Origin of the sequence: Paraburkholderia sp. CI2, from assembly GCF_014201055.1 — a bacterium.
In the GTDB taxonomy this organism is placed as follows: domain Bacteria; phylum Pseudomonadota; class Gammaproteobacteria; order Burkholderiales; family Burkholderiaceae; genus Paraburkholderia; species Paraburkholderia tuberum.
Genome location: NZ_JACHDL010000010.1, coordinates 180,475 through 201,725 on the forward strand (window position 1 = coordinate 180,475; position 21,251 = coordinate 201,725).

Annotated in this window: 25 protein-coding genes; 19 read left to right on the forward strand and 6 right to left on the reverse strand. The window is 63.3% G+C overall.

Annotated features, from left to right (window positions below):
* Positions 1-15: 15 nt before the first annotated feature.
* From HDG32_RS16430 to HDG32_RS16460, 7 genes are all read left to right on the forward strand, one after another.
* A complete protein-coding gene (locus HDG32_RS16430; RefSeq protein ID WP_184068909.1) occupies positions 16-351 on the forward strand; it encodes a hypothetical protein in 336 nt (111 codons plus the stop codon).
* Positions 348-746, forward strand: a complete 399-nt coding sequence (locus tag HDG32_RS16435) for a hypothetical protein (RefSeq protein WP_184068911.1) — start codon at positions 348-350, stop codon at positions 744-746. Before HDG32_RS16430 ends, HDG32_RS16435 begins: the two co-directional genes overlap by 4 nt.
* A complete protein-coding gene (locus tag HDG32_RS16440) occupies positions 743-1,006 on the forward strand; it encodes a hypothetical protein (RefSeq protein WP_184068914.1) in 264 nt (87 codons plus the stop codon). Before HDG32_RS16435 ends, HDG32_RS16440 begins: the two co-directional genes overlap by 4 nt.
* A gap of 91 nt (positions 1,007-1,097) precedes the next feature.
* Positions 1,098-1,472, forward strand: coding sequence for a single-stranded DNA-binding protein (locus HDG32_RS16445; RefSeq protein WP_184068917.1), 375 nt, complete (start codon positions 1,098-1,100; stop codon positions 1,470-1,472).
* 280 nt (positions 1,473-1,752) lie between these two features.
* On the forward strand, positions 1,753-2,622 hold the full coding sequence (locus tag HDG32_RS16450) for a hypothetical protein (protein ID WP_184068920.1): 870 nt from the start codon (positions 1,753-1,755) through the stop codon (positions 2,620-2,622).
* A gap of 4 nt (positions 2,623-2,626) precedes the next feature.
* On the forward strand, positions 2,627-3,118 hold the full coding sequence (locus HDG32_RS16455) for a hypothetical protein (protein WP_184068922.1): 492 nt from the start codon (positions 2,627-2,629) through the stop codon (positions 3,116-3,118).
* On the forward strand, positions 3,109-3,699 hold the full coding sequence (locus HDG32_RS16460) for a hypothetical protein (RefSeq protein ID WP_184068925.1): 591 nt from the start codon (positions 3,109-3,111) through the stop codon (positions 3,697-3,699). Before HDG32_RS16455 ends, HDG32_RS16460 begins: the two co-directional genes overlap by 10 nt.
* 794 nt (positions 3,700-4,493) lie before the next feature.
* On the opposite strand, the gene HDG32_RS16465 is transcribed toward HDG32_RS16460, so the two are convergent.
* From HDG32_RS16465 to HDG32_RS16475, 3 genes are all read right to left on the reverse strand, one after another.
* Positions 4,494-4,817: a Rha family transcriptional regulator gene (locus HDG32_RS16465; protein WP_184069054.1), complete on the reverse strand. Its 324-nt coding sequence runs from the start codon at positions 4,815-4,817 to the stop codon at positions 4,494-4,496.
* A 619-nt stretch (positions 4,818-5,436) separates the two neighbouring features.
* Positions 5,437-5,853 (reverse strand): DUF4279 domain-containing protein, encoded by a 417-nt coding sequence (locus tag HDG32_RS16470; RefSeq protein WP_184068928.1) that lies wholly within the window; start codon positions 5,851-5,853, stop codon positions 5,437-5,439.
* Positions 5,854-5,863: 10 nt separating this feature from the next.
* Positions 5,864-6,640, reverse strand: coding sequence for a hypothetical protein (locus tag HDG32_RS16475; RefSeq protein ID WP_184068931.1), 777 nt, complete (start codon positions 6,638-6,640; stop codon positions 5,864-5,866).
* A 717-nt stretch (positions 6,641-7,357) separates the two neighbouring features.
* On the opposite strand from HDG32_RS16475, the gene HDG32_RS16480 reads away from it, so the two are divergent.
* The 11 genes from HDG32_RS16480 (at position 7,358) to hslU (ending at position 17,423) form a co-directional block, all read left to right on the forward strand.
* Positions 7,358-7,561, forward strand: coding sequence for a hypothetical protein (locus HDG32_RS16480; protein WP_184068935.1), 204 nt, complete (start codon positions 7,358-7,360; stop codon positions 7,559-7,561).
* 140 nt (positions 7,562-7,701) lie between these two features.
* Complete coding sequence (locus HDG32_RS16485; protein ID WP_184068938.1) at positions 7,702-8,010, forward strand: DUF4258 domain-containing protein; 309 nt, start codon at positions 7,702-7,704, stop codon at positions 8,008-8,010.
* Between the two features lie 2 nt (positions 8,011-8,012).
* A complete protein-coding gene (locus HDG32_RS16490) occupies positions 8,013-8,483 on the forward strand; it encodes a DNA-binding transcriptional regulator (protein ID WP_184069058.1) in 471 nt (156 codons plus the stop codon).
* 297 nt (positions 8,484-8,780) lie between these two features.
* Complete coding sequence (gene dapF, locus HDG32_RS16495) at positions 8,781-9,716, forward strand: diaminopimelate epimerase (RefSeq protein WP_184068941.1); 936 nt, start codon at positions 8,781-8,783, stop codon at positions 9,714-9,716.
* A gap of 57 nt (positions 9,717-9,773) precedes the next feature.
* Positions 9,774-10,532 (forward strand): DUF484 family protein, encoded by a 759-nt coding sequence (locus tag HDG32_RS16500; RefSeq protein ID WP_184068944.1) that lies wholly within the window; start codon positions 9,774-9,776, stop codon positions 10,530-10,532.
* 30 nt (positions 10,533-10,562) lie between these two features.
* Complete coding sequence (gene xerC / locus HDG32_RS16505; protein WP_184068947.1) at positions 10,563-11,486, forward strand: tyrosine recombinase XerC; 924 nt, start codon at positions 10,563-10,565, stop codon at positions 11,484-11,486.
* Positions 11,487-11,547: 61 nt separating this feature from the next.
* Positions 11,548-12,750 (forward strand): class I SAM-dependent rRNA methyltransferase, encoded by a 1,203-nt coding sequence (locus HDG32_RS16510; protein ID WP_184068949.1) that lies wholly within the window; start codon positions 11,548-11,550, stop codon positions 12,748-12,750.
* 237 nt (positions 12,751-12,987) lie between these two features.
* Complete coding sequence (locus HDG32_RS16515; RefSeq protein ID WP_184068953.1) at positions 12,988-14,088, forward strand: GTP-binding protein; 1,101 nt, start codon at positions 12,988-12,990, stop codon at positions 14,086-14,088.
* Positions 14,089-14,770: 682 nt separating this feature from the next.
* The gene (dksA, locus tag HDG32_RS16520; RefSeq protein WP_090802202.1) at positions 14,771-15,190 is read left to right on the forward strand and encodes an RNA polymerase-binding protein DksA; all 420 of its coding nucleotides are present in this window, start codon (positions 14,771-14,773) and stop codon (positions 15,188-15,190) included.
* 339 nt (positions 15,191-15,529) lie between these two features.
* Positions 15,530-16,066: an ATP-dependent protease subunit HslV gene (gene hslV / locus HDG32_RS16525; RefSeq protein WP_184051150.1), complete on the forward strand. Its 537-nt coding sequence runs from the start codon at positions 15,530-15,532 to the stop codon at positions 16,064-16,066.
* A 10-nt stretch (positions 16,067-16,076) separates the two neighbouring features.
* Positions 16,077-17,423, forward strand: a complete 1,347-nt coding sequence (gene hslU / locus HDG32_RS16530) for an ATP-dependent protease ATPase subunit HslU (RefSeq protein WP_090802203.1) — start codon at positions 16,077-16,079, stop codon at positions 17,421-17,423.
* 133 nt (positions 17,424-17,556) lie between these two features.
* On the opposite strand, the gene HDG32_RS16535 is transcribed toward hslU, so the two are convergent.
* From HDG32_RS16535 to HDG32_RS16545, 3 genes are all read right to left on the reverse strand, one after another.
* Positions 17,557-18,099 (reverse strand): response regulator transcription factor, encoded by a 543-nt coding sequence (locus HDG32_RS16535; RefSeq protein ID WP_184068956.1) that lies wholly within the window; start codon positions 18,097-18,099, stop codon positions 17,557-17,559.
* On the reverse strand, positions 18,096-19,406 hold the full coding sequence (locus HDG32_RS16540; RefSeq protein WP_184068959.1) for an ATP-binding protein: 1,311 nt from the start codon (positions 19,404-19,406) through the stop codon (positions 18,096-18,098). Before HDG32_RS16540 ends, HDG32_RS16535 begins: the two co-directional genes overlap by 4 nt.
* Positions 19,407-19,742: 336 nt before the next feature.
* Positions 19,743-19,967 carry a cysteine-rich CWC family protein gene (locus tag HDG32_RS16545; RefSeq protein WP_184068962.1) on the reverse strand — a complete coding sequence of 75 codons (225 nt, stop codon included), beginning with the start codon at positions 19,965-19,967 and terminating at the stop codon, positions 19,743-19,745.
* Between the two features lie 265 nt (positions 19,968-20,232).
* On the opposite strand from HDG32_RS16545, the gene argB reads away from it, so the two are divergent.
* A complete protein-coding gene (gene argB / locus HDG32_RS16550) occupies positions 20,233-21,132 on the forward strand; it encodes an acetylglutamate kinase (protein WP_184068966.1) in 900 nt (299 codons plus the stop codon).
* Positions 21,133-21,251: the final 119 nt, after the last annotated feature.

The window sequence follows — 21,251 nt, forward strand, 5'->3', positions numbered from 1 at the left end:
ACAAGGGAGGCACACATGTTTTATGAAAATCCAAATGGATCGCCCTGGAGCGAGAAAGTCATTCCATTGGCGGGCGTCAGGCTTCCCTGGGGGCTGCGTCTGTCGGGTGATGAAATACTCAGCCTGCGCGGCGATCTGGTAGAGCTCGTTGAGCAGGTGGCCGCTTACGAATGCTGGGCGGAGGAGTTCCTGTGCAGCGTCATGTATCTGGCGCTACACGCGCCGGTAAGCGATCTGCTGGCCAACCTGCACCATTACCGGGAGCGGCTCGATGTGGCGGAGGCTGAGATCGACGCGCGCATCGCGCTTGATAAGAAACCGTCGCGCTCGCCCGATGAGAGGCTGCGATGAATGAGCGCACCCCGAAAACCCCCACCGCCCGAGTGCGAGCGCCCGTCGATCCGGACGGCGGCGCGCATCTGCCGTGGGGGCCGTATCTGTCACCGGATGACGTGCGGCGGTTGCGCGCCGATCTGGCCGGGATGCTGGAGGAACTGGCGGCGCTCGAAGGCTGGGCGCGTGAGCTGCTGGACGACGTGATGACGCGAGCCATGCGCGGGCCACTCGCCGACCTGCTGCCGAACCTGCACTACTTCCGCGAACGCGTGAAGGCGATGCGCGCGAAGGTAGCCACCCGCGACGAGGCTGCCCGGCGCACGTGGCGGGCGAATGAGGATCTGACGAAGCGCGGCTACAAGCAAGCGCGGGCGAGCGGCGCCCGTCACACAAGGGGGACGCGTCTATGAGACTCCAGGAAGAATATGGCCTGGCCAACGAAACCGCCGAGCGCCTGCTTCGCGAAAACTGCGGCCTCGATCCTGCGACCATACAGGCGCACATCGCGCACCACCTCGCCGAGCGCGGCGACAATCTGGACGAGGAGACGCAGATGATCCTGCGCGGCTGCATGGTCGCGCTGAACGTCATGCATCGTCAGATAGACGTGATGGCCTCGTCGCTCGGGTTGCCGCCCTATCGCTCGGATATCGAGGGGGGCGCACAATGATGTGCGAACCGAAAGCGGTGTCCGGTCGCATTCGCGTCCCGATGGCGGACGGCGAGCCGCGGCGGCCACTCAATAACCAAGGGGGAGTTGCATGATCGATGGACTGATCGCGGGGAAGCTGTACGGCACCGCGCAAACACGCACGGGACAGAGTGGCAAGGCGTTCGTTACTGCGAAGGTGCGCGCCGCCGTCGGTGACGGAGAAACGCTGTTCGTGAACGTCATCACGTTTTCGGATACGGCCGCCGCCGCGCTGCTCGCGCTCGAGGACGGCGACGCTGTGGCGCTGGCCGGCACGCTTTCGCCGAAGGTCTGGACGGACAAGCACGGCGAAGCCCGCCCGGCGCTCGACATGGTGGCGCACGCGGTGCTGACCGCCTATCACGTGCGGCGCAAGCGCCGTGCAGCGCAGGGCGTGGCAACGCCGCCAGCCACGCCGACCGGCGAATTCGACGACGATCTTTGAGCCAGACGACGTGGCTTTTGCTGAACGTATGCTCGACGTGAGGTATGACCTCGCACAAACCGCTTTCCTGGATGGATCGCACAACTAGCTCGCCGCTCCAGACCGAGTGCGCGAGTGCCTCGCTGTGCTGATTCGAGAACACTGCCACAATGGGCCGCCAAGCTTTGAACATTTAAAACGTCAACCTTTGGGGGCCGCTATGCCAATGTCAACTGCAAGCACAGCACTTGCGACTACGGCGTCCGAATGGAGCGCACTTCTCGCATCGGCAGGGTCAACGATGGCCCAGGTTCCGAAGGAGGTCTGGGCTGCGATACTCGGGGCCGTTATCGCCGCAGCTATCAGCGGCTTCACTACGTGGCGCGCGAATGCAAACGCGCGGCGGATGCTTGGAATGCAGCTCGAAGACGCCGCGAAACAATCTGAGGCCAAGCGCAGAATGGACCTGAGACGGGACGTATTCTTGCCGGCCCTTCAGGAGGCAGCCAAAGCGTCACACGTTCTCGGAGAGATGACAGGAGCGGAAACCGATTCCGCGAAAGCCAACGAACAAATGAAGGCCGTGACTGCCGCACTTGCGGGAATCCATGCAGTCGGATCGGCAGAGACAGTCACGGCTACATTCCATCTTGCTCAGTTTGTGGGGGAGATCTTCGCGGAGCTCGCAATTAGGCGAGCCGAGTCAGTAGCGAAGTTCATGTTAGTGACCCAATTGGCGCTGCTAATCGACAAGGAGCTTGCCAATGGAAACGCACTGACTGAAATGATGAAGGCCTGCAATCTCCAGGGAGGAAATGCAGTCCAATTTGCACGGGTGATGCAGCAATGGGAAGGGCACCAAAAGCTGCTTGCCACAATGATAGAGGACCGCGACAAAGCAACCCTGCGATATCGACAGTCAATTGCTCGATCTATCGAGTACTTAGCCAAAAATTTGTCGAAATTGACCGAATTGCAGTCAGGGGCAATCCTTGCAATGCGTCGAGAACTCGATCTCTCGATTGACGAAGAAGTCGTGAAGCGCATCGCAAGCGAGGCCGCAGCGCATGGCGCGAATTCGCTCGATAAATTGACCCGCTTTCTTCAGCGAAACGATCTCGATTCCCCCTCCGGTCAACCGTCCGCTTCTGTGTCAGCAGGACAGGGGTAACGCATTGGCCGAAGTCTCGATTCGCAAATTCGCTCGCCATGAAGGCGGCTCTGAAGGCGCCGTGCGCAAGGCGATCAAGGCCGGGCGGCTCGCCGCACCGCTGGCCGAGGGGTCGCTCGACCCCGGCCTGATTCGTGGCGTGCACCTATGCGACTGCCGCGGACCACGGTACGCACCCACGCCCCTGCTCGGCCTGCCCATAGTCGTGCGCCGCTACGAACACCCCGGCGGGCCTCGGATGTATGTGGGCCTGATCGCGCGTGCGGACCGCGATGACGCGGTGGATATCGTCGCGCTCCCTTCGGCGGATCGCCACTGGCGCTCGAGCGCGTGCCGCTCCTCGATGGTCCGCCCGACGATGAGCGCCGGGTGGCCGCGTGGCTGGCCGGATGACAACGCAACGACTCGCGTTGCATGGAATATTGCTGGCCGCACCGGCGGCCGCCACGTAGTATTGGCCGCTTTGCATCCGAAGACTTTGTGGCCGTGGACATAATTCAAGCTGTGCTCAATTGGACCAACAACAACGCCGGCCTGTCGGGTTGGGTTCAGGCAATCGGGAGCATTCTGGCCGTGGTCTCAGCCTTCATGTTTCCGTGGCTTCAGTCTCGCAAAGACCGGCGGTTACGCGAAAGCGAGCGCCGAACTTCCAACCTCGCTCTGGCCGCCGCCGTTCGCGCAATAGCTGACGAAGCCGACGAGGCGCTCCGCGACCTGACACGCACATTTGACCATTCGCCTGAGGTCTTTTTGCCAGAGGACTTCCTAGCAACTTTTCACCATATGGAGTGGCCCAATCACCCGCGCGCCACAATGTTCCGTCGGACGATGGACGATCTGCTCGAGCGCATATCTGCGTTGAGCCAGCGTCCTAGTATTAGCGACGGACAGCTCGGTGAACTCGTTGAGATTCGTCGTTGCCTTAAGGACGCCTGGCTACTGTTCGATGGTGTCCAAAATCCCTATCGAGAGTTCGCTACGAAGGACAAGAACCAGTGCTATGCAATTCTGAATCGCGCATCGATTGTTAGAGGCGCCACGTCGGCGGCCTACGATGCCCTGACCGAGACCGAGTGAGTTCGGCGTAGAGTGCGCGCCGATGTCGACGCACCGAAGAGCAGGCCCCCGGCGCCACCCACCGTGCCCGATGGACTGAAAGCCTTGAGGGTCACAGTTCTCGCGCCGGTTACCACTCCGGTTGCCACTGGAAACTAGCCATCAACGCGGCGCAAGGCTCGCCAGCAGGGGCCGCACGCAACGGCCACGCAACCAAACGGAAGCGGACCCCATGAGAGGTTGAGAAAAGTTGAGGTTGGCGCGAATGCCTGCGCCTCAGCCTGAGCGGAAACCGTTTGCGGATATGGCTCTCGCGCTGGTACGCACAGAGGAGGTACGCAGCGCGGTACGCACAGAAAACGCGGTTTCCGGCTGCGAACCATCGGCGGCAGGTTTCCACTGGAAACGACCCGCGAAGGGCCGCCGGCAAAGGCTGAGCCGCTGGTTGCCGATCGCGAGGTTGCCACACAGGTTTCCACGGAAACCGCACTTTGCGTGTGCGGGCGAAATGTTCAGGTTTGTTAAGGTTCGCGCCGCCGATCCTGTAACACGGCGGCTGTAACAGTCGATGTAACAGCTGGGCACGCTGTTACGGAGCGCCAGAGTGCCCGCGGTCTCGGCCTCGACGCATAGGTACCCAACGCGCGGTATCCACTGCGGTATCCACGGAAAACGCAGTTACCACGCTGGCGGTTACCACTCTGGTTACCACGGTTTGGGCGGTTCGCACGCTGGTAGCCATCGGTCAGTGCGAACCACGGCGAGCGCGCCGCCCGTCACGGCTTTGCGGCTGGTTCGCGGCCGTTGATTCGCGCTCAGGTTCGCACGGAAAACGGCCTTGCCGACTGCGAACCAAGCGGGGACCGGTTGCCACCGGAAGCGCCCCGCGAAGGCCCGCCAGCCAAGCAGAGCGGCTGGTTGCCACTCGCACGATTGTGCTCGGCCATCGCGTTGAACGCCTCAATGAACGCCTCCTTCATTGAGGCGGCTGCCTTGCCGGTAAATCCCATCACGAGAAACATGAACCCGTCTTTTGTCAGCACATAGAACGGCTGAGACTTACCCCGCTGCGTCGCGCTAGCTTCCGTACAAAATCCAAAATTGGCTTCTGCAAAATCACTGGGGCATTCGGCTGTTATTTTCGGCTACCACGCCGGTTACCACGGAGACCGGGAGTTTTTTTCCCCTATTAAAAGGAGTGGAATGGGAAAGAAACGCCGTGAGCGCCTACTCAGCTTCCCGGACGCAATCCGAGCTACGCAAACCAGGGGCTCTGACGGAAAAAACACAGACTCCACCACGCGGGCGCGGGCCGCAAAGTGTCCAGGTACAGGGAGCGGACGACCCGGCAATGTCTGCATAAGGCCGAACGAAAGCACGAATAGGTGCAAGCGGGAGACGTCCGCAAAGCCCTGTCGCGCAAGGCCGCGCGGGGTTAGCCGTTACTGCGAAAGTTCGCACGGTGCGAAAAACAAGTCCAAACGAAACAACGCCCGTTTGTACCGGCTAGTTAATGCGCGCCGAATTTCTTCAGTCCATTACGCGCGGGTTAGGCGGGGTTTTTTCCGTCTATAAAAAGGGGCGGCGGACGGCATTAACCGTCGCTCGAAGGGCGCCACGCGATCACGCAGACGCGCCGCCAGATTTCCCGTTCCCCCGTTTGGGGGGAGCGGCGTCGAACTGGCAGCCGGGAAAGACGGGCACAAAAAAGCCGACTCGCGAGGGTCGGCTTCTGCGTTTGGGCCGGCTCACGCCGCGCTATCGGTACTCGTCAATCTCGACCGTGCCGCCCATCGCTTCCATCAGGGTGCGGATATCGTCGGGCACATCGGGCACGCGGTCGCCGCTCTCGTTGTACCAGTAACAGAAGAAGCGCATCCGAAGTCCCTTGTCTGCGAGCAGTTGGCCGAGTTCCGCTCTCGGCAGATTCAGGCGCCCAATCAGGTAACGCAAATGCGGCTCAAGTGAATCGCTACGAACTGCGCCCTCACTGCGCAGGCCCCAAAGGCCAACGCGGCCCGGCGCGCTGCTCGGTCGGCCAGACGGTGTGGTGAACGGCTGTCCCTTGGTAATCGCTGTATCCGGCTTGATGTCGAAATACGCCGTCCAAAAGGCTGGCTCCAATGAGTCGCCGGATATGTAAAAGGTCGCGTGCGCAAGTTGGTGATCTGCCATTGGAGCGGCCTCAGTTTGCCCAGTCATGAAAATTTCCGATGTGGTTACCATTAAAGTACACGTCGCCGTTGTCATGCCAGATGACGTTATCGGCTGGCCCCAAGCCATTGCCTGGCTTGAACCTGTGCAAGATAGCCCCAAACGTCTTGCGGTCATACCCCAGCATCTTCGCCGCGTAGTTTGGGTTGTTCGTGCTCGCGGCGAGTTCAACGACATCGCCGCTCAACGCATCAGGCACATACTCAAACGGCTGCGCATCGCCGAGCAGCGTTGATGCGCCTCTATCGCTAGCTCTGGCTGCGCGGGCAGCGTTCAGTTGGGTTTGCCAGGTGGCCGGATCGTACTGCACAGACAGAATGGGTTCGCCGTTCGGCTGACTGCCGGCCTTCGCTACGGGATTCATTAACGGCGTGCTGCTGTACGGTGACGGAAACAGGCCGTGACGCGGACCTTTAACGGCAAGCAGTTTGCCCCGGCGAACCTCTTCGAGAAGCGCAACGATGACCCACCAGCCATCGGCGTCAGGATCGCGGTCCCGGACCCTATGAAAAAACAGCCAGCTGCGGCCAATGAGATTCCTGACCAGCTTCCGGTCTTCCTCCCACTTCCTGCGATTCAGTGCGGCGATAGCAAGAAATTCCCGCGTCTCCGCCCTGGCCCTCTCAAGGTCTGCGGCCTTGCCGAGGCACGCTTTATAGTGCCGTTCGTCGCAGATGACATAACAGCCACCCGGTGGCCGCTGGCAGAACAGCTCTACGGAGTGCGTTTCAAGTACGGACAGGGACATAGGTGTGTCGATGGTCTATCTGAAGGCGCTGCCGGGGTTGACAGCAGTCAGATAAGTACCGTGCGACAGGCAGTACGTACATGGGCGACCGCCCAAAATCTCCATGGCTTTCGATGAAACAGAAAAAGGCGCCCCCAAGAACATTGCGGTTTTTCGCGCCCTTAGCGCGGATGCTCGCGGGCAGCGACCGTACCGCCGGTCTATGACATTTCCAGCCGCGATCCACCTCCTGCACGTCACGAGCCGGCACGTGCAGCGCGATTGTACGAACACCCCCATTCGGGAAACGACATGTTTCCTCCGCGTCGATCTGAGGCGGGTATACGTAGCACGGAACAGGGGCGGAAAACTGCACACGACAATTTATGACGATTGCCGACGGGTGCGCCTTCTGCTCGGAAAGCGCATCGCCGCGGCCGATGCGAACCTCGACACGCTGAAGGCAGCCCTTCGTGCATCAGGGATGCGGCCCGTCTCGTTGCGCCCTGTGGATAACTCCCGTGCACGTCATTGCCCAAAAAATAAGCAAAACAGGGACATCACGCAGACCCCTTTATTGACGTGCAATTCCGGTAAAGCGGACAAAATCTATCCACAGGTCGACAATGTGATAACAGCTTTTATGTAAAATTGCGGACATTGTAGGCCATAACATCCCCTTTTCGGGATTCATGCTATGCTCGCCGCACTTTCCCTCTCACTCGCACGCGAGAAACCATGACACCCGCTGAATTCGAAGCCGCACTCGCACAGCTCGGCTGGAAACAATCGGACTTCTGCCGAATGGCCGATGTCGACAAGAACACGCCGAGCCGATGGGTCAAGGGACATACGCCCATCCCCGGATGGGCGGCGCGGTTTCTGGCGATGGCACTAGAGATTCACCGGCTGGCGACCCTGATCGAGCCGCCGAAGGCGTAGCCGCACCCCGACAGCCCGCCACTCGGCCATCGCCATACCGGAGCGGCAACCAGGCTGCAAGGGTTCGCCCCCATCACTTTTCGCGCCGTTTTTGGCACAACTTGGGTATAGTCTCGCCTATCATTTTGATAGGTGGATGAGTGGCGCAGCCGTCGAAACGACAACTCGAAAAACACATTCAGCAGTGCGCGCACGACTCGGCGAACATCGTTTTCGTCAACCATGCGCGCGAGCGGATGCGGCTCCGGAAAATCAACGATCCGATGGTGCTCGAGACGTTGCGCAAAGGCATCATTGCGCGCGAGCCCGAGCCGGACATGAAGGCACCCGGCCTGCGCTGCGTCATGGAGCGCTATGTCTCCGGAGTCAATGTCGGCGTTGTCGTGCTGGTCGACCATCCTGCACCCGATCTGCTGGTCATTACCGTAATGGAAGTCACAAAGGGGTGAGCATGTACCACTACACAGACGGCGGACTTAAAAACGTGTGGCTGGTCAACGGCTACAAGCAGCACAAGACGCCCTACGGCGAAGGCGTCTCCATCAACGACCTTGACGGGCTGGGGGTCGCGATTTGCCTGGTGCTCGCAAAGAAGCCCTCTCCGCTGAGCGGCGCGGAGTTTCGCTATGTGCGCAGCGCCGGCCTGATGCAGTCGCAATCGGGCCTTGCCGCGATGCTCGGCAACAACGAACAGGCGATCGCGCGGTGGGAGAAGTCGGGGAAAGTGCCGCGGTGGGCCGACAAGCTGATCCGGCTGCTTTATCTGGCCCGCGCCGAGGGCAATGCGCCGATCGCGTCAGCCATCGAGCGCATCAACGCAATCGAGCGCGCCGAGAAGCAGCGGATCGTGATGAAAGAGGCGCGGTCGGGATGGGCGTCGAAGATCGAGCCACAGGAAGCAGCCGATTGCGAGATCGCCTGACGGCTGACCAGTCTGCGCCGCGCACCGCGCGCCAGCGTTTGCGGGTGTGATACCCGACGCGATCCCCGCACAGTGCCCCCTCAGCCGAACTATTCCGACGAGCATCTGTAAGGCATTGTAAGGTTATCACTCTCACCCCATCACTCCCCGTTCTCTCCCTGCCTTCCTTGTATCAACGTGTATCATTCGCTATCAGTCCAGCGCGGCCCAAATGGGTAGCCAGGTGGGTAGCCAGAACAAAAGTCGCCGCCATCAGCATCGCGCAAAGCTTTATGCCACAAGGAACACAGAGGGTTTGTGAAGCTTAAATTCACCAAAATGCACGGCGCGGGCAACGACTTCGTCGTACTCGACGGCTATACCCAACCGGTTGATCTAACCACGGCGCAGGTGCGCGCGTTGGCGAACCGCCATTTCGGCGTCGGCGCCGACCAGTTGCTGCTGGTCGAAAAGCCGACCGTCGAAGGCGTCGATTTCAGATATCGCATCTTCAATTGCGACGGCGGCGAGGTCGAACACTGCGGCAACGGCGCGCGCTGCTTCGTTAAGTTCGTGCGCGAGCGCGGTCTCACCGACCAACGCAGCGTGCGCGTGCAGGTCCAGAAAGGCACGATCACGCTGACGATGCAGGACAACGGCGAAGTGATCGTCGACATGGGCACGCCCGTGTTCGATCCCGAACTCGTGCCGTTCGCGACCAAGGGTCTGCAAGGCCGCCGCGAAGGCGCGGATACGCTCTGGCCGCTCGACGTGAACGGCACGACGCGCTGGATGTCGGTGGTGTCGATGGGCAATCCGCACGCCGTGCAGGTCGTCGACGATGCCGAGGTGTTCCCGGTGCTCGCCGAAGGTCCGGCCATCGAGCGGCACACGCGCTTCCCGCAGCGGGTCAACGCGGGCTTCATGCAGATCGTCAACCGCAACGAGATCAGGCTGCGCGTCTACGAACGCGGCGCGGGCGAAACGCTCGCGTGCGGCACCGGCGCGTGCGCGGCGGTCGCGGCCGGCATCCGGCGCGGGCGGCTGGATTCGCCGGTGCTCGTACATACGCACGGCGGCGATCTGACCATCACGTGGGACAGCGCGCACCCAGGCGCGCCGCTGCTGATGGCCGGCCCCGCAGCCACCGTCTTCGAAGGGGAGATCGAGTTGGCCGAAGAGGCGTCGAGCGCCTCGTCGGACTCGACGCAGCACAATCCGTCCAGCCCGGCCGACATGGCACCCTCCGTCTAACTCATTGACCGACGCGCCGCCGTGAGGCGGCCGTCCCGTAGTCCTCTAGCCGAAACCATGAACGATCGCGAAGTCGCCGAATACCTGCTCGCCAATCCCGAATTCTTCGTCGAACACGCGGAAGCGCTCGCGACGATCCGGCTCGCGAACCCGCACGGCAAAGCCGCGGTGTCGCTGCAGGAGCGGCAGATGGAGATGCTGCGCGACAAGAACAAGCATCTGGAGCGGCGTCTTGCCGAACTGCTGCGCTACGGTCACGAGAACGACAGCATCGCGTCGAAATTCAACCGCTGGACCATCCGTGTGATGGCCGAGCGCGATCCCTACGCGCTGCCGCGCACGATCGCCAGCGGTCTGCGCGACATCTTCGACGTGCCGCAAGCGGCACTGCGCGTGTGGGACGTCGCCGAGCCGTATGCGCAAGCGGACTTCGCGCGCCACGTCAGCGAGGAAGTGCGCATTTTCGCGGGCAGCCTGAGCACGCCGTACTGCGGCGCGAACACCGGCTTCGAGGCCGCGCAATGGCTCGCGCAAGCTGCGGTCGCGTCCAACGGGACGACCAACCCGGCGGCAAGCGCGGCAACGAGCGCGACCGACGACCTCGGCGTCGCGTCGAACGGGACGGCGCAGAGCACCGAATCGATCGCGCTGCTCGCGCTGCGCGACCCCGAAGGTGTCGAAGACGCGCCGACGTTCGGCCTGCTCGTGATGGGCTCATCCGACCCGCGGCGCTTCCACGAAGGCATGGCCACCGATTTCCTCACGCAGATCGGCGCGCTCGCGAGCGCCGCGCTGAGCCGGCTGCTGCCGCGCTGAGCCGCGCACCACGCAACGTCACCGCGTACCGTGACCGCCGCCGACCCGATCGCCGCCTACCTGTCGCATCTCGAGCACGAGCGGCGGCTGTCGGCGCACACGCTGCGCGGCTACACGCATGAGCTCGCGGAACTGAAGCAGCTCGCCAAAGGCCGAGCGCTCGAAAGCCTCACCGCCGTCGACATCCGCGGCGCCGTCGCGCGCGCGCATGCAGGCGGTCTCACCGCGCGGTCGATCGGCCATCGGCTGTCGGCATGGCGGGCGTTTTATCGCTGGCTCGCGGGCCACGTCGAGTTGCCGGCCAATCCGGTCGCCGCGGTGCGCGCGCCGAAGCAGGCGAAAATGCTGCCGAAGGCGCTTTCCGTCGACGACACCGCGCGCCTGATGGACAGCCCGGCCGCCGACTCGCCCGAAGGCCTGCGCGATCACGCGATGCTCGAGCTGTTTTACTCGTCGGGCTTGCGCCTCGCCGAACTGGTCGGCCTCGACGTGCGTTTCGCCGACGTCGACGGCTATCGCTCGGCCGGCTGGCTGAAACTCGATTCCGGCGAAGTCGAAGTGCTCGGCAAAGGCAACCGGCGCCGCGTCGTGCCGGTGGGCAGCAAGGCGGTCGCGGCGCTGAACGCATGGCTCGCGGTGCGCGAACCGATGGTCCGCCACGATCCGCATCCGCTGTTCCTGTCGGCGCGCGGCAACCGGCTGTCGCCGAACGTCGTGCGCGAGCGCGTGAAGCGCGCGGCGCTCGCCGCCGGCATTCCGGCCAACGTGCATCCGCACGTGCTGCGCCATTCGTTCGCGACGCACGTGCTGCAGTCGAGCGGCGACCTGCGCGCCGTGCAGGAGCTGCTCGGCCACGCGAGCATCACCGCGACGCAGGTTTATACGGGCCTCGATTTCCAGCACCTCGCCCACGTCTACGACAGCGCGCATCCTCGCGCAAAGAAACGCAACTGATCACGCGACTGACGCCGCGCGCCACGACGCGCCGCCTTCGCTTGCACTTTACCTACACCTGATGAATACCGTTACGCTCAAACCGTCGAAAGAAAAATCGCTGCTGCGCCGCCATCCGTGGGTTTATGCCAATGCGATCGAGCACGTCGACGGCCGCCCCGCGCCCGGTGCGACCGTGCTCGTGCGCGCGCACGATGGCCGCTTTCTCGCCCGCGCCGCCTACAGCCCGCACTCGCAGATCCGCGCGCGCGTCTGGAGCTTCGACGAAGCCGAGCCGATCGATCACGCGTTCTTCAAGCGCCGCGTGCAGCGCGCGTTCGCGCATCGTCAGGCGATGGTGCGCGACACCGGCGCCGTGCGGCTGATCTTCGGCGAGGCGGACGGTCTGCCGGGCCTGATCGTCGATTACTACGTCGCCGAGGACGCGGATCAGCGCAGCCAGATCGTCTGTCAGTTCATGGCGGCCGGCGTCGAAGCGTGGAAGGACGCGATCGTCGCGGCGCTGGTCGGCGCGACCGGCTGCCCGAACGTCTACGAGCGCTCGGACGTGTCGATCCGTCAGAAGGAAGGGCTCGAGCAGATCACCGGCGTGCTCGCGGGCGAGCCGCCTTCCGAGAAGCTGATCGCGAGCGAAAACGGCGTGCGCTATCACGTCGACGTGCGCAACGGCCACAAGACCGGCTTCTATGTCGACCAGCGCGATAACCGCCTGCTCGTGCAGCAGTTCGCGAAAGATCGCGACGTGCTGAACTGCTTCTGCTACACCGGCGGCTTTTCGCTCGCGGCGCTCAGGGGTGGCGCAAAGCGCGTGGTGTCGGTCGATTCGTCGGGTGAAGCGCTCGCGCTCGCGCAGCAGAACGTCGCGGCCAACGGCTTCGACGCCGACCGCGCGAGCTGGCTCGACGCCGACGCGTTCAAGACATTGCGGCGCCTCTACGACGAAGGCGAACGCTTCGACCTGATCGTGCTCGATCCGCCGAAATTCGCGCCATCGCGCGAGCACGTGGACCGCGCCTCGCGCGCGTACAAGGACATCAATCTGACGGGCCTGAAGCTGCTGCGCCCGGGCGGTTTGCTGTTCACGTACTCGTGCTCGGGCGCGATCGATCCCGAGCTGTTCCAGAAGATCGTGTCGGGCGCGGCCGCCGACGCACGCGTCGACGCACGCATCCTGAAGCGCCTTGGCGCGGGCGTCGATCATCCGCTGCTCACTGCGTTCCCCGAAGGCGAGTATCTGAAGGGGCTGCTGTTGCAAATCGCCTGATCGCCCTTATTTTCCCGATGATTGCGCGTGGCGGCGGCAGCAGCGGCCCGCCTCCGCGCAGGCGGCCATCAGCCGGCCGCAGGGCGGCCGCCCCTGCGCCCGCCTGGCAAATATGTTTCAATGACCGGCTGGACAGGGTCCGCGCCATCTGGCTGCGGCGACCCGCCTAACGCATCTGGCTAGCCTTGCGCGCTAGCGTCCGATCACGCACCGTTTCACGACTTACAGGCGACCCACATGATTCCAGTCACCATCCTGACCGGCTTTCTCGGCAGCGGCAAAACCACCCTGCTCAAGCGCATCCTGAACGAAAAGCACGGCATGAAGATCGCCGTCATCGAGAACGAGTTCGGCGAAGAGAACATCGACAACGAGATTCTCGTGCAGGACACGAGCGAGCAGATCATCCAGATGAGCAACGGCTGCATCTGCTGCACGATTCGCGGCGACCTGTCGCGCGTGCTCAACGAGCTGGCCGCGAAGAAGCAGGCGGGCGAAGTGGACTTCGACCGCGTCGTGATCGAAACCACCGGCCTCGCGAATCCGGGCCCGGTCGCGCAAACCTTCTTCATGGACGACCAGATCGCGAGCGAATTCCTGCTCGACGCGATCATCACGCTGGTCGACGCGAAGCACGCGAACCATCAGCTCGACGAGCACGAAGTGGTGCAGCGCCAGGTCGGTTTCGCGGACCGGCTGTTCATCACGAAGGCCGATCTCGTCGACGAGCGGCACGTGGGCGATCTGCGCCACCGTCTGCTGCACATGAACCCGAAGGCGGCGATCAAGGTCGTCAATTTCGGCGAGGCGGACATCAAGGAAATTTTCGATCTGCGCGGCTTCAACCTGAACTCGAAGCTCGAAATCGATCCGGACTTCCTGAGCGAAGACGAACACGCGCATAGCCACGCGCACGCGCACGACGAGCACGGTCACACGCACGGCGACCATGACGACGATCACGCCAATTGCGATCACGACCATGGCCATTGCGATCACGAAGGCCAGGATCACGGACATCACCACCATGCGCATCACGACGACAAGATCAAGTCGTTCGTGTACCGCAGCGATCGTCCGTTCGATCCGAACAAGCTCGAAGACTTCCTCGGCGGCATCCTGCAGATCTATGGCGAGCACCTGCTGCGCTACAAGGGCGTGCTGTACATGAAGGGCGTCGATCGCAAGGTCGTGTTCCAGGGCGTGCATCAAATGATGGGCAGCGACCTCGCCGCGAAATGGCAACCGGCCGAGAAGAAGACCAACAAGATGGTGTTCATCGGCATCGAACTGCCGCGCGATCTGATCACCGACGGTCTCGACGCCTGCCTCGCCTGAGCGGGCGCAGCGCCGTCGCGCAAGCAAGCCTCGGAGCAAGCCCACGACACGCCGCGCGCAGCGCGGCATGCGCCGTGCTACTTCTAGTGCGGTGAGACGCCCGCCGCCGACTGCGCGGGCGTGAATCCTCTGCTGAAACTGCGACGCCGCGGCGCCGAGGCCTTTCGAATCCAGGCCATATGAAAAACGCGTGAAAACCCTGCTGTATTAAAGCGTGCACGACCATCGCTTTTTGGCTTTCTGCGCGTTATATTTTCGGGATATCGCAGCGCCGCAGGCCGGCTTTCAGCAGTTGCGGTGCCGTATTGTGATTCAGTTACAATACGTGCCCACTGGAGAATGACAACGAATTGCCCGGTCGCGCGTATCCCGCGACGGGCCTGGAACGGCGCCGGAAAATCTTGTCCGGAGACACGCCGAAAACGCCGGCGGGCACGGCCTGAAAGGGCACGCGCTCGTCGGCGAGCGATGCCTCAGGAGCATGTGTGAATCGGTTTCCAGAGGAGTTCGGCCCCGCAGCGGCGTAGCTAGCAACGCCCGGTGTGTGGGCGCCAGGCGCTTCGGCGTCACGACAGTCCAACGTTCGTGGCCACCCTGCGCTGCGCGTCCGCGCGACGCGTTTGCGGACAATACGAAAGTGCGGGCCCTATGAGTTTTGCCTCACATTGAAGAAGTAAGCCAGATGACGACGAAACGACTCTTGACCGAAGCCGAAATCCTGAAGATGAGCGACAAGGATTACATGAATGCGGATCAGCTCGCCTTCTTCAAGAACAGGCTCGAACAGTTGCAGGCGGACATTCTCCGCAATGCCGGCCAGACGACCGAGAACCTGCGCGAAACGGTCATCGTGCCGGACCCGGCCGATCGCGCCACGATCGAGGAAGAGCATGCGCTCGAACTGCGCACGCGCGACCGCGAACGCAAGCTGCTGAAGAAGGTGCAGCAATCGATCGCGCGAATCGAGGCGGGCGACTATGGCTGGTGCGAGGAAACCGGCGAGCCGATCGGCATTCCGCGTCTGCTCGCGCGGCCCACGGCTACGCTGTCGCTCGAAGCCCAGGAGCGCCGCGAACTGCGCCAGAAGCTGTTCGGCGACTGATTATCTGCGGCGCGGCTTCGGCTTAGCGCCCTGAAAACGCTGCTTCGTCGAGAGGCGCACGGTGAACCGTGCGCCTTTTCTTTTTGCGCGACATCCGCGCGTGCTCCGCCCTCCGTCCCGCCCCGCCGTCCCTTCCCGCCTCGTTTCTCAGGCTCCCTGAGCGGATTTTCGGTTTTTCGTCCTAGGCCTTCCGGCGGATCTTGATATGACCGCGCGCGCCCTAAAATAGATCCGACATGCGCTCACGAGCGCGCCAGCCGGCGCGCCGTCCGCTGACTGGATTCATGCGGTAGCGCACAGCGCTGCCGCCTCCTACCCGTTTTGCAAAGAGGAACGCATATGGAGCAATTTCACGGCACGACGATCGTTTCCGTGCGCCGCGGCAACAAGGTGGCGCTCGGCGGCGACGGCCAGGTCACGCTCGGCAACATCGTCATGAAAGGCGGCGCGAAGAAGGTCCGGCGCATCTACAACGGCAAGGTGCTGGTCGGCTTCGCCGGCGGCACGGCGGATGCCTTCTCGCTGCTCGACCGCTTCGAGGCGAAGCTGGAAAAACATCAGGGCAATCTGACCCGCGCGGCCGTGGAGCTCGCGAAAGACTGGCGCACCGACCGCATGCTGCGTCGTCTCGAGGCGATGCTGATCGCCGCGGACGCGACCACCACGCTCGTCATCACCGGCAACGGCGACGTGCTCGATCCCGAAGGCGGCATCTGTGCGATCGGCTCGGGCGGTGCGTACGCGCAGGCGGCCGCGAAGGCGCTTGCCGACAACACCGAGCTGTCGCCGCGCGACATCGTGGAGAAGTCGCTGGAAATCGCCGGCGACATGTGCATCTACACGAACCATAACCGCGTCATTGAGACGATCGAGTAAGGACCCATCGATGAGCACCATGACCCCCGCCGAGATCGTCTCCGAACTCGACAAACACATCATCGGCCAAGGCCGCGCGAAGAAGGCCGTGGCGGTCGCGCTGCGCAACCGCTGGCGCCGTCAGCAGGTCGACGAACCGCTGCGCCAGGAAATCACGCCGAAGAACATCCTGATGATCGGACCGACCGGCGTCGGCAAGACCGAAATCGCGCGGCGTCTCGCGAAACTCGCGGACGCGCCGTTCATCAAGATCGAAGCGACCAAATTCACCGAAGTCGGCTACGTGGGCCGCGACGTCGACAGTATCGTGCGCGACCTGATCGAAATTTCGGTCAAGCAGACCCGCGAAACCGAAATGCGCAAGGTGCGGACCAAGGCCGGCGATCTGGCCGAAGACCGCATCCTCGACATCCTGCTGCCAACCGCACGGCCGGTCGGCTTCGGTTCGAGCTCGAGCTCGACCGACACCGCCGATGAAGGCAGCACGACGCGTCAAACGTTCCGCAAGCGCCTGCGCGAAGGCCAGCTCGACGACAAGGAAATCGAGCTCGACGTCGAGCAGCCGCAGGTCGGCATGGACATCATGGGGCCGCCGGGCATGGAAGACATGACCGAGCAGATCCGCTCGATGTTCGCCAACATCGGCGGCGGCAAGAAGATGCGCCGCAAGATGAAGGTCAAGGAAGCGCTGAAGGTGCTCACCGACGAAGAAGCCGGCAAGATGCTGAACGACGAAGAGGTGAAGAGCAAGGCGGTGCAGAACGTCGAGCAGAACGGCATCGTGTTCCTCGACGAAATCGACAAGATCGCGTCGCGCAACGAAGCGGGCGGCGGTGAAGTGTCCCGTCAGGGTGTGCAGCGCGATCTGCTGCCGCTCGTCGAAGGCACGACGATCAACACCAAGTACGGCATGGTGAAGACCGATCACATCCTGTTCATCGCGAGCGGCGCGTTTCATCTCGCGAAGCCGAGCGATCTGATTCCCGAGCTGCAGGGACGCTTCCCGATTCGCGTCGAGCTCGATTCGCTGTCGGTCAACGACTTCGAATCGATCCTCGTGTCGACGGACGCGAGCCTCGTCAAGCAATACCAGGCCCTGCTCGCGACCGAAGACGTGCACCTCGAATTCGCCGACGACGGCATCCGCCGTCTCGCCGAGATCGCGTACTCGGTCAACGAGAAGACCGAGAACATCGGCGCGCGGCGTCTTTATACGGTGATTGAAAAACTGCTCGAAGAAGTGTCGTTCTCGGCCGGCAATCATTCGGGCCATGCAGTGCAGATCGACGCGGCGTATGTCGATAGCGCGTTGAACGAAATCGCCGAAGACGAGGATCTGTCGCGCTACGTGCTTTGACATGCGCGGTGGCAGCGCGAAGCGCTGATGTATGAAAAACGGGCTGCCTTCGCATAGGCAGCCCGTTCTGTTTTGTGCCGCCCTTCCCGCGGCGGCGCCTCGAACAGCCAACGCCGCGCCAGAAGATCGCCGCCTACTGCTTCACCGGCCGCTTCGCCAACTTGCGCTGCAACGTGCGCCGATGCATGTTCAACGCGCGCGCGGTCGCCGAGATATTGCCGTTGTGTTCTGCGAGCACACGCTGGATATGCTCCCATTCGAGCCGCGCCACCGACAGCGGCTGCGGATGCTCGATCGCCTCCTCGGCCTGCAACGCGCTCGCCTCGCTTTGCAGCGCCGACAGGATCGTCTCGACGTTGGCGGGCTTTGCGAGATAGTTGTCGGCGCCGTCCTTGACCGCCTGCACCGCGGTGGCGATGCTCGCGTAGCCGGTCAGCACGAGCATGCGCGCATCGGGCTGCAGATCGCGTAACGGCGCGACGAGCGTCAGGCCGGAGTCGTTGCCGAGATGCAGGTCCACGGTGATCTCGCTGAACTTCTGCTGATTCGCGAGCCGGATCGCCTCGTCCGCGTCGTGTGCTTCGGTCACCGTGTAGCCGCGCCGCGTCAAGCCGCGCGCGAGGATGCCGGAGAACACTTCGTCGTCGTCGATCACCAGAAAATTCTTCTCGCTCATGCCTGTTTCTCCGTGTTGGATGGCGCGGCGCCATGTGGGCTCGCTCCGGAAATCTTGCGCGCGGCGAGCGGTAGTCGCAGCACCGCACGCGTGCCGCGCGGCCGTCCGCCGTTGGCGTCGGTCAGCTCGATCGATCCCTTCAGACGCGCCGCCGCCGAAAACGCCAGATACAGGCCGACGCCGTGACCGCCCTGCGTGCTCTCCACCGGCATCGCGCCGAGCGAGCCGCGCAGCGCGGCCGGAATGCCCGGACCGTGGTCGCACACTTCGAACACGATCTGGTCGCCGCGTGGCGCGAGCACGCAGGACAGTGTCACGTGATCGCGGCTCGCGCGCGCGGCGTTGTCGAGCAGGATCGTCAGTATCTGGCTGACGGCCACCGTGTCGTTGAGACTGACATCGGCGGGCGGTGTGCCAAGCCGCTCGAACTTCACGTGAGGATGGCGCAGGCGCCATTGCCCGGCAAATGATTCGAGCCATTCGTCGACCGGCTGGCGGTTCGTCGTGGTCGTTGCGCGGCTGCGCAACCGCGCGAGCGCCGACGTGCACAACATCATCTGCTGCTCGAGCAGTTCGAGATCGGCGCGGTAGGGGGCGAGTCCCGCGTCGGTCCGCGCCGCGTCGCGCAATTCTTCGGACAACATCGCGATTGTAGACAGAGGGGTGCCGATTTCGTGGGCCACGGTGGCCGCCTGCACGCCGAGCGCGACCGCCCGTTCGTCGTGGAGCAAGCGCTGCTGCGCTTCTCCAAGCGCTGCGTCACGTAGCCGCAGCGCTCGGGACATGCGCGCGACGAACCACGCAATCAGCCCCACGCTGACCATGAAGTTGACCCACATGCCCGAGCGGTAGTAGTCGAACAGGTTGGCGGGATTCTCGAGATTGAGCGGCACGGAATCGAAACTGAGCATCGCGTAGCAGGCGACCGCGAACGCCGCGAGCCAGGCCATCAGATACCACGGCAGCACGGCCGCCGCGATCGCAAGCGATGGCAGGTACAGCGACACGAACGGGTTGGTGGTGCCGCCGGACAGGAACAGCAGCGCCGACAACGCTCCGAGATCGACCCAGATCTGCCCGAACAGCTCGAGGTTGGACTCGGGACGCTGCTGCAACACGCGCCACCACGTGAGCGCGTTGAACAGCACCTCGAGCCCGATCACGAGCAGCATCGCGGGCAACGGCAGATTGGCGCCGAGGAAGATCTGCACGAACGCGATCGTCAGCAGCTGACCGATGATCGCGAGGCTGCGCAGCCAGAACAGATGACCGAGATTGACGCGGCCGGTGTTGGTTATACGGTGCATGACCCTAGTCTACCCGTTACGCCGCCGCGGCCCGAGCCAGTGGCGCCGCGGCAGATGAAAGCCCGTTGCTTCGCCGCCGCGGCCAAACTGCACCCGCTCGGCGACGCCCGCCATTATTGCCCCACTCGACCCGGAAAACGCCGTCGCACAATTCCGCGCCGGCTACACGCTGCAGATGGCCAGCCGACACGCCGACGCGATCGCCGCGGATCGGCAGCCGCGGTTCGGCGAATGGGAGCCGGCGCTGGAAGCGATTGTGCGCGATCTGCGGGCGCGGGTGGCGCAGCATCGCCGCGCGCCGGCGGTTTCTGATCGGCCCCGGGGCAAATCCGACCATCACGGCCGCTCATGCTCACTCGCCGCGTGTGTCGCCTGTGCAATCTCCGCGGCCAGACACTCCGGGCACAGACACCGGCCGCCTGGCTTTAACCGCTCGACCGGTAGCGGCGGCAGCGCGCGGCACCAGCAGTTGGACGGCTCAGTCTGCATGCCGCAGTCGAAAGCATTGCCGCAGCGCGGACAGCGTGCGCTGCGTTCGGAGCGGGGGGAAGACGATTTCATCGCAGATCGGCGCTCAGGGCCGGGGACATTGATCAAGCCATGATGCCATGACTGACACGCTCAGGTGCAGTCGTCCGTTCGGCCAATGCACAGCCGTCACGCAAGTGCGTTACGCTTGCTGTTCGCCACCCCCGCGGCGCGTCATGGTGCGGTACGCCAAGCCTGCACCGCCCGTCGCTCGCGCCGCGGCCGAAAACCCTGTTGCAGCGCGCCAGTCCTGTACAATTCGCGCTGTTTCAACTGTTCCGTGCCCGAGCCTGCCGCCATGTCCGAGCTTCCCGACCTCTCGCAGATTGCGCCCACCCTGAAAGCCGAAATTCTGGCCGAGGCGCTGCCTTACATCCGTCAGTATCACGGTAAGACCGTGGTCATCAAATACGGCGGCAACGCCATGACCGAAGAGCGTCTGAAGCAGGGCTTCGCGCGCGACGTGATTCTGCTGAAACTGGTCGGCATCAACCCGGTCATCGTGCACGGCGGCGGTCCGCAAATCGACCAGGCGCTTAAGAAAATCGGCAAACAGGGCACGTTCATCCAGGGCATGCGCGTCACCGACGAAGAGACGATGGAAGTCGTCGAATGGGTGCTCGGGGGCGAGGTGCAGCAGGACATCGTGATGCTGATCAACCACTTCGGCGGCCACGCGGTCGGCCTGACCGGCAAGGATGGCGGCCTGATCCACGCGCGCAAGATGCTGATGCCCGATCGCGAAACTCCGGGCCAGTACGTCGACATCGGCCAGGTCGGCGAAGTCGAGTCGATCAACCCGGCGGTCGTGAAGGCGTTGCAGGACGACGCGTTCATTCCGGTCATCTCGCCGATCGGCTGCGGCGAAGACGGCCTGTCGTACAACATCAACGCGGATCTCGTCGCGGGCAAGCTGGCGGTCGTGCTGAACGCCGAAAAGCTCGTCATGATGACCAACATCCCCGGCGTGATGGACAAGGAAGGCAATCTGCTGACCGACCTGTCGGCGCGCGAAATCGACGGTCTGTTCGAAGACGGCACGATCTCCGGCGGCATGCTGCCGAAGATCTCGTCCGCGCTCGATGCGGCGAAGAGCGGCGTGCGCTCGGTGCACATCATCGACGGCCGCATCGAGCACTCGGTGCTGCTCGAAATTCTGACCGAACAGCCGTTCGGCACGATGATCCGCTCGCATTGATCGTTGCGGCATCCCCGGCACAGGGGTTGCGTCCGCGCGACGCCTGTGCCCCACCTCGCGGCCGGCAGTCCATGCGCGCCCCCGAGCGTTGATGCAGCAATCTCTGCGCATCCGCAGCA

What these genes read in the sequence shown, in the direction of transcription:
- HDG32_RS16450 (WP_184068920.1), top strand. Translation starts at nt 1,753, where the DNA reads ATGGCCCAGGTTCCGAAGGAGGTCTGGGCTGCGATACTCGGGGCCGTT.
- HDG32_RS16445 (WP_184068917.1), top strand. Translation starts at nt 1,098, where the DNA reads ATGATCGATGGACTGATCGCGGGGAAGCTGTACGGCACCGCGCAAACA.
- HDG32_RS16540 (WP_184068959.1), bottom strand. Translation starts at nt 19,406, where the DNA reads ATGCACCGTATAACCAACACCGGCCGCGTCAATCTCGGTCATCTGTTC.
- HDG32_RS16535 (WP_184068956.1), bottom strand. Translation starts at nt 18,099, where the DNA reads ATGAGCGAGAAGAATTTTCTGGTGATCGACGACGACGAAGTGTTCTCC.
- HDG32_RS16470 (WP_184068928.1), bottom strand. Translation starts at nt 5,853, where the DNA reads ATGGCAGATCACCAACTTGCGCACGCGACCTTTTACATATCCGGCGAC.
- HDG32_RS16490 (WP_184069058.1), top strand. Translation starts at nt 8,013, where the DNA reads ATGTACCACTACACAGACGGCGGACTTAAAAACGTGTGGCTGGTCAAC.
- HDG32_RS16435 (WP_184068911.1), top strand. Translation starts at nt 348, where the DNA reads ATGAATGAGCGCACCCCGAAAACCCCCACCGCCCGAGTGCGAGCGCCC.
- HDG32_RS16545 (WP_184068962.1), bottom strand. Translation starts at nt 19,967, where the DNA reads ATGAAATCGTCTTCCCCCCGCTCCGAACGCAGCGCACGCTGTCCGCGC.
- HDG32_RS16480 (WP_184068935.1), top strand. Translation starts at nt 7,358, where the DNA reads ATGACACCCGCTGAATTCGAAGCCGCACTCGCACAGCTCGGCTGGAAA.
- HDG32_RS16510 (WP_184068949.1), top strand. Translation starts at nt 11,548, where the DNA reads ATGAATACCGTTACGCTCAAACCGTCGAAAGAAAAATCGCTGCTGCGC.
- HDG32_RS16475 (WP_184068931.1), bottom strand. Translation starts at nt 6,640, where the DNA reads ATGTCCCTGTCCGTACTTGAAACGCACTCCGTAGAGCTGTTCTGCCAG.
- HDG32_RS16515 (WP_184068953.1), top strand. Translation starts at nt 12,988, where the DNA reads ATGATTCCAGTCACCATCCTGACCGGCTTTCTCGGCAGCGGCAAAACC.
- HDG32_RS16430 (WP_184068909.1), top strand. Translation starts at nt 16, where the DNA reads ATGTTTTATGAAAATCCAAATGGATCGCCCTGGAGCGAGAAAGTCATT.
- dksA (WP_090802202.1), top strand. Translation starts at nt 14,771, where the DNA reads ATGACGACGAAACGACTCTTGACCGAAGCCGAAATCCTGAAGATGAGC.
- HDG32_RS16500 (WP_184068944.1), top strand. Translation starts at nt 9,774, where the DNA reads ATGAACGATCGCGAAGTCGCCGAATACCTGCTCGCCAATCCCGAATTC.
- HDG32_RS16440 (WP_184068914.1), top strand. Translation starts at nt 743, where the DNA reads ATGAGACTCCAGGAAGAATATGGCCTGGCCAACGAAACCGCCGAGCGC.
- hslU (WP_090802203.1), top strand. Translation starts at nt 16,077, where the DNA reads ATGAGCACCATGACCCCCGCCGAGATCGTCTCCGAACTCGACAAACAC.
- hslV (WP_184051150.1), top strand. Translation starts at nt 15,530, where the DNA reads ATGGAGCAATTTCACGGCACGACGATCGTTTCCGTGCGCCGCGGCAAC.
- argB (WP_184068966.1), top strand. Translation starts at nt 20,233, where the DNA reads ATGTCCGAGCTTCCCGACCTCTCGCAGATTGCGCCCACCCTGAAAGCC.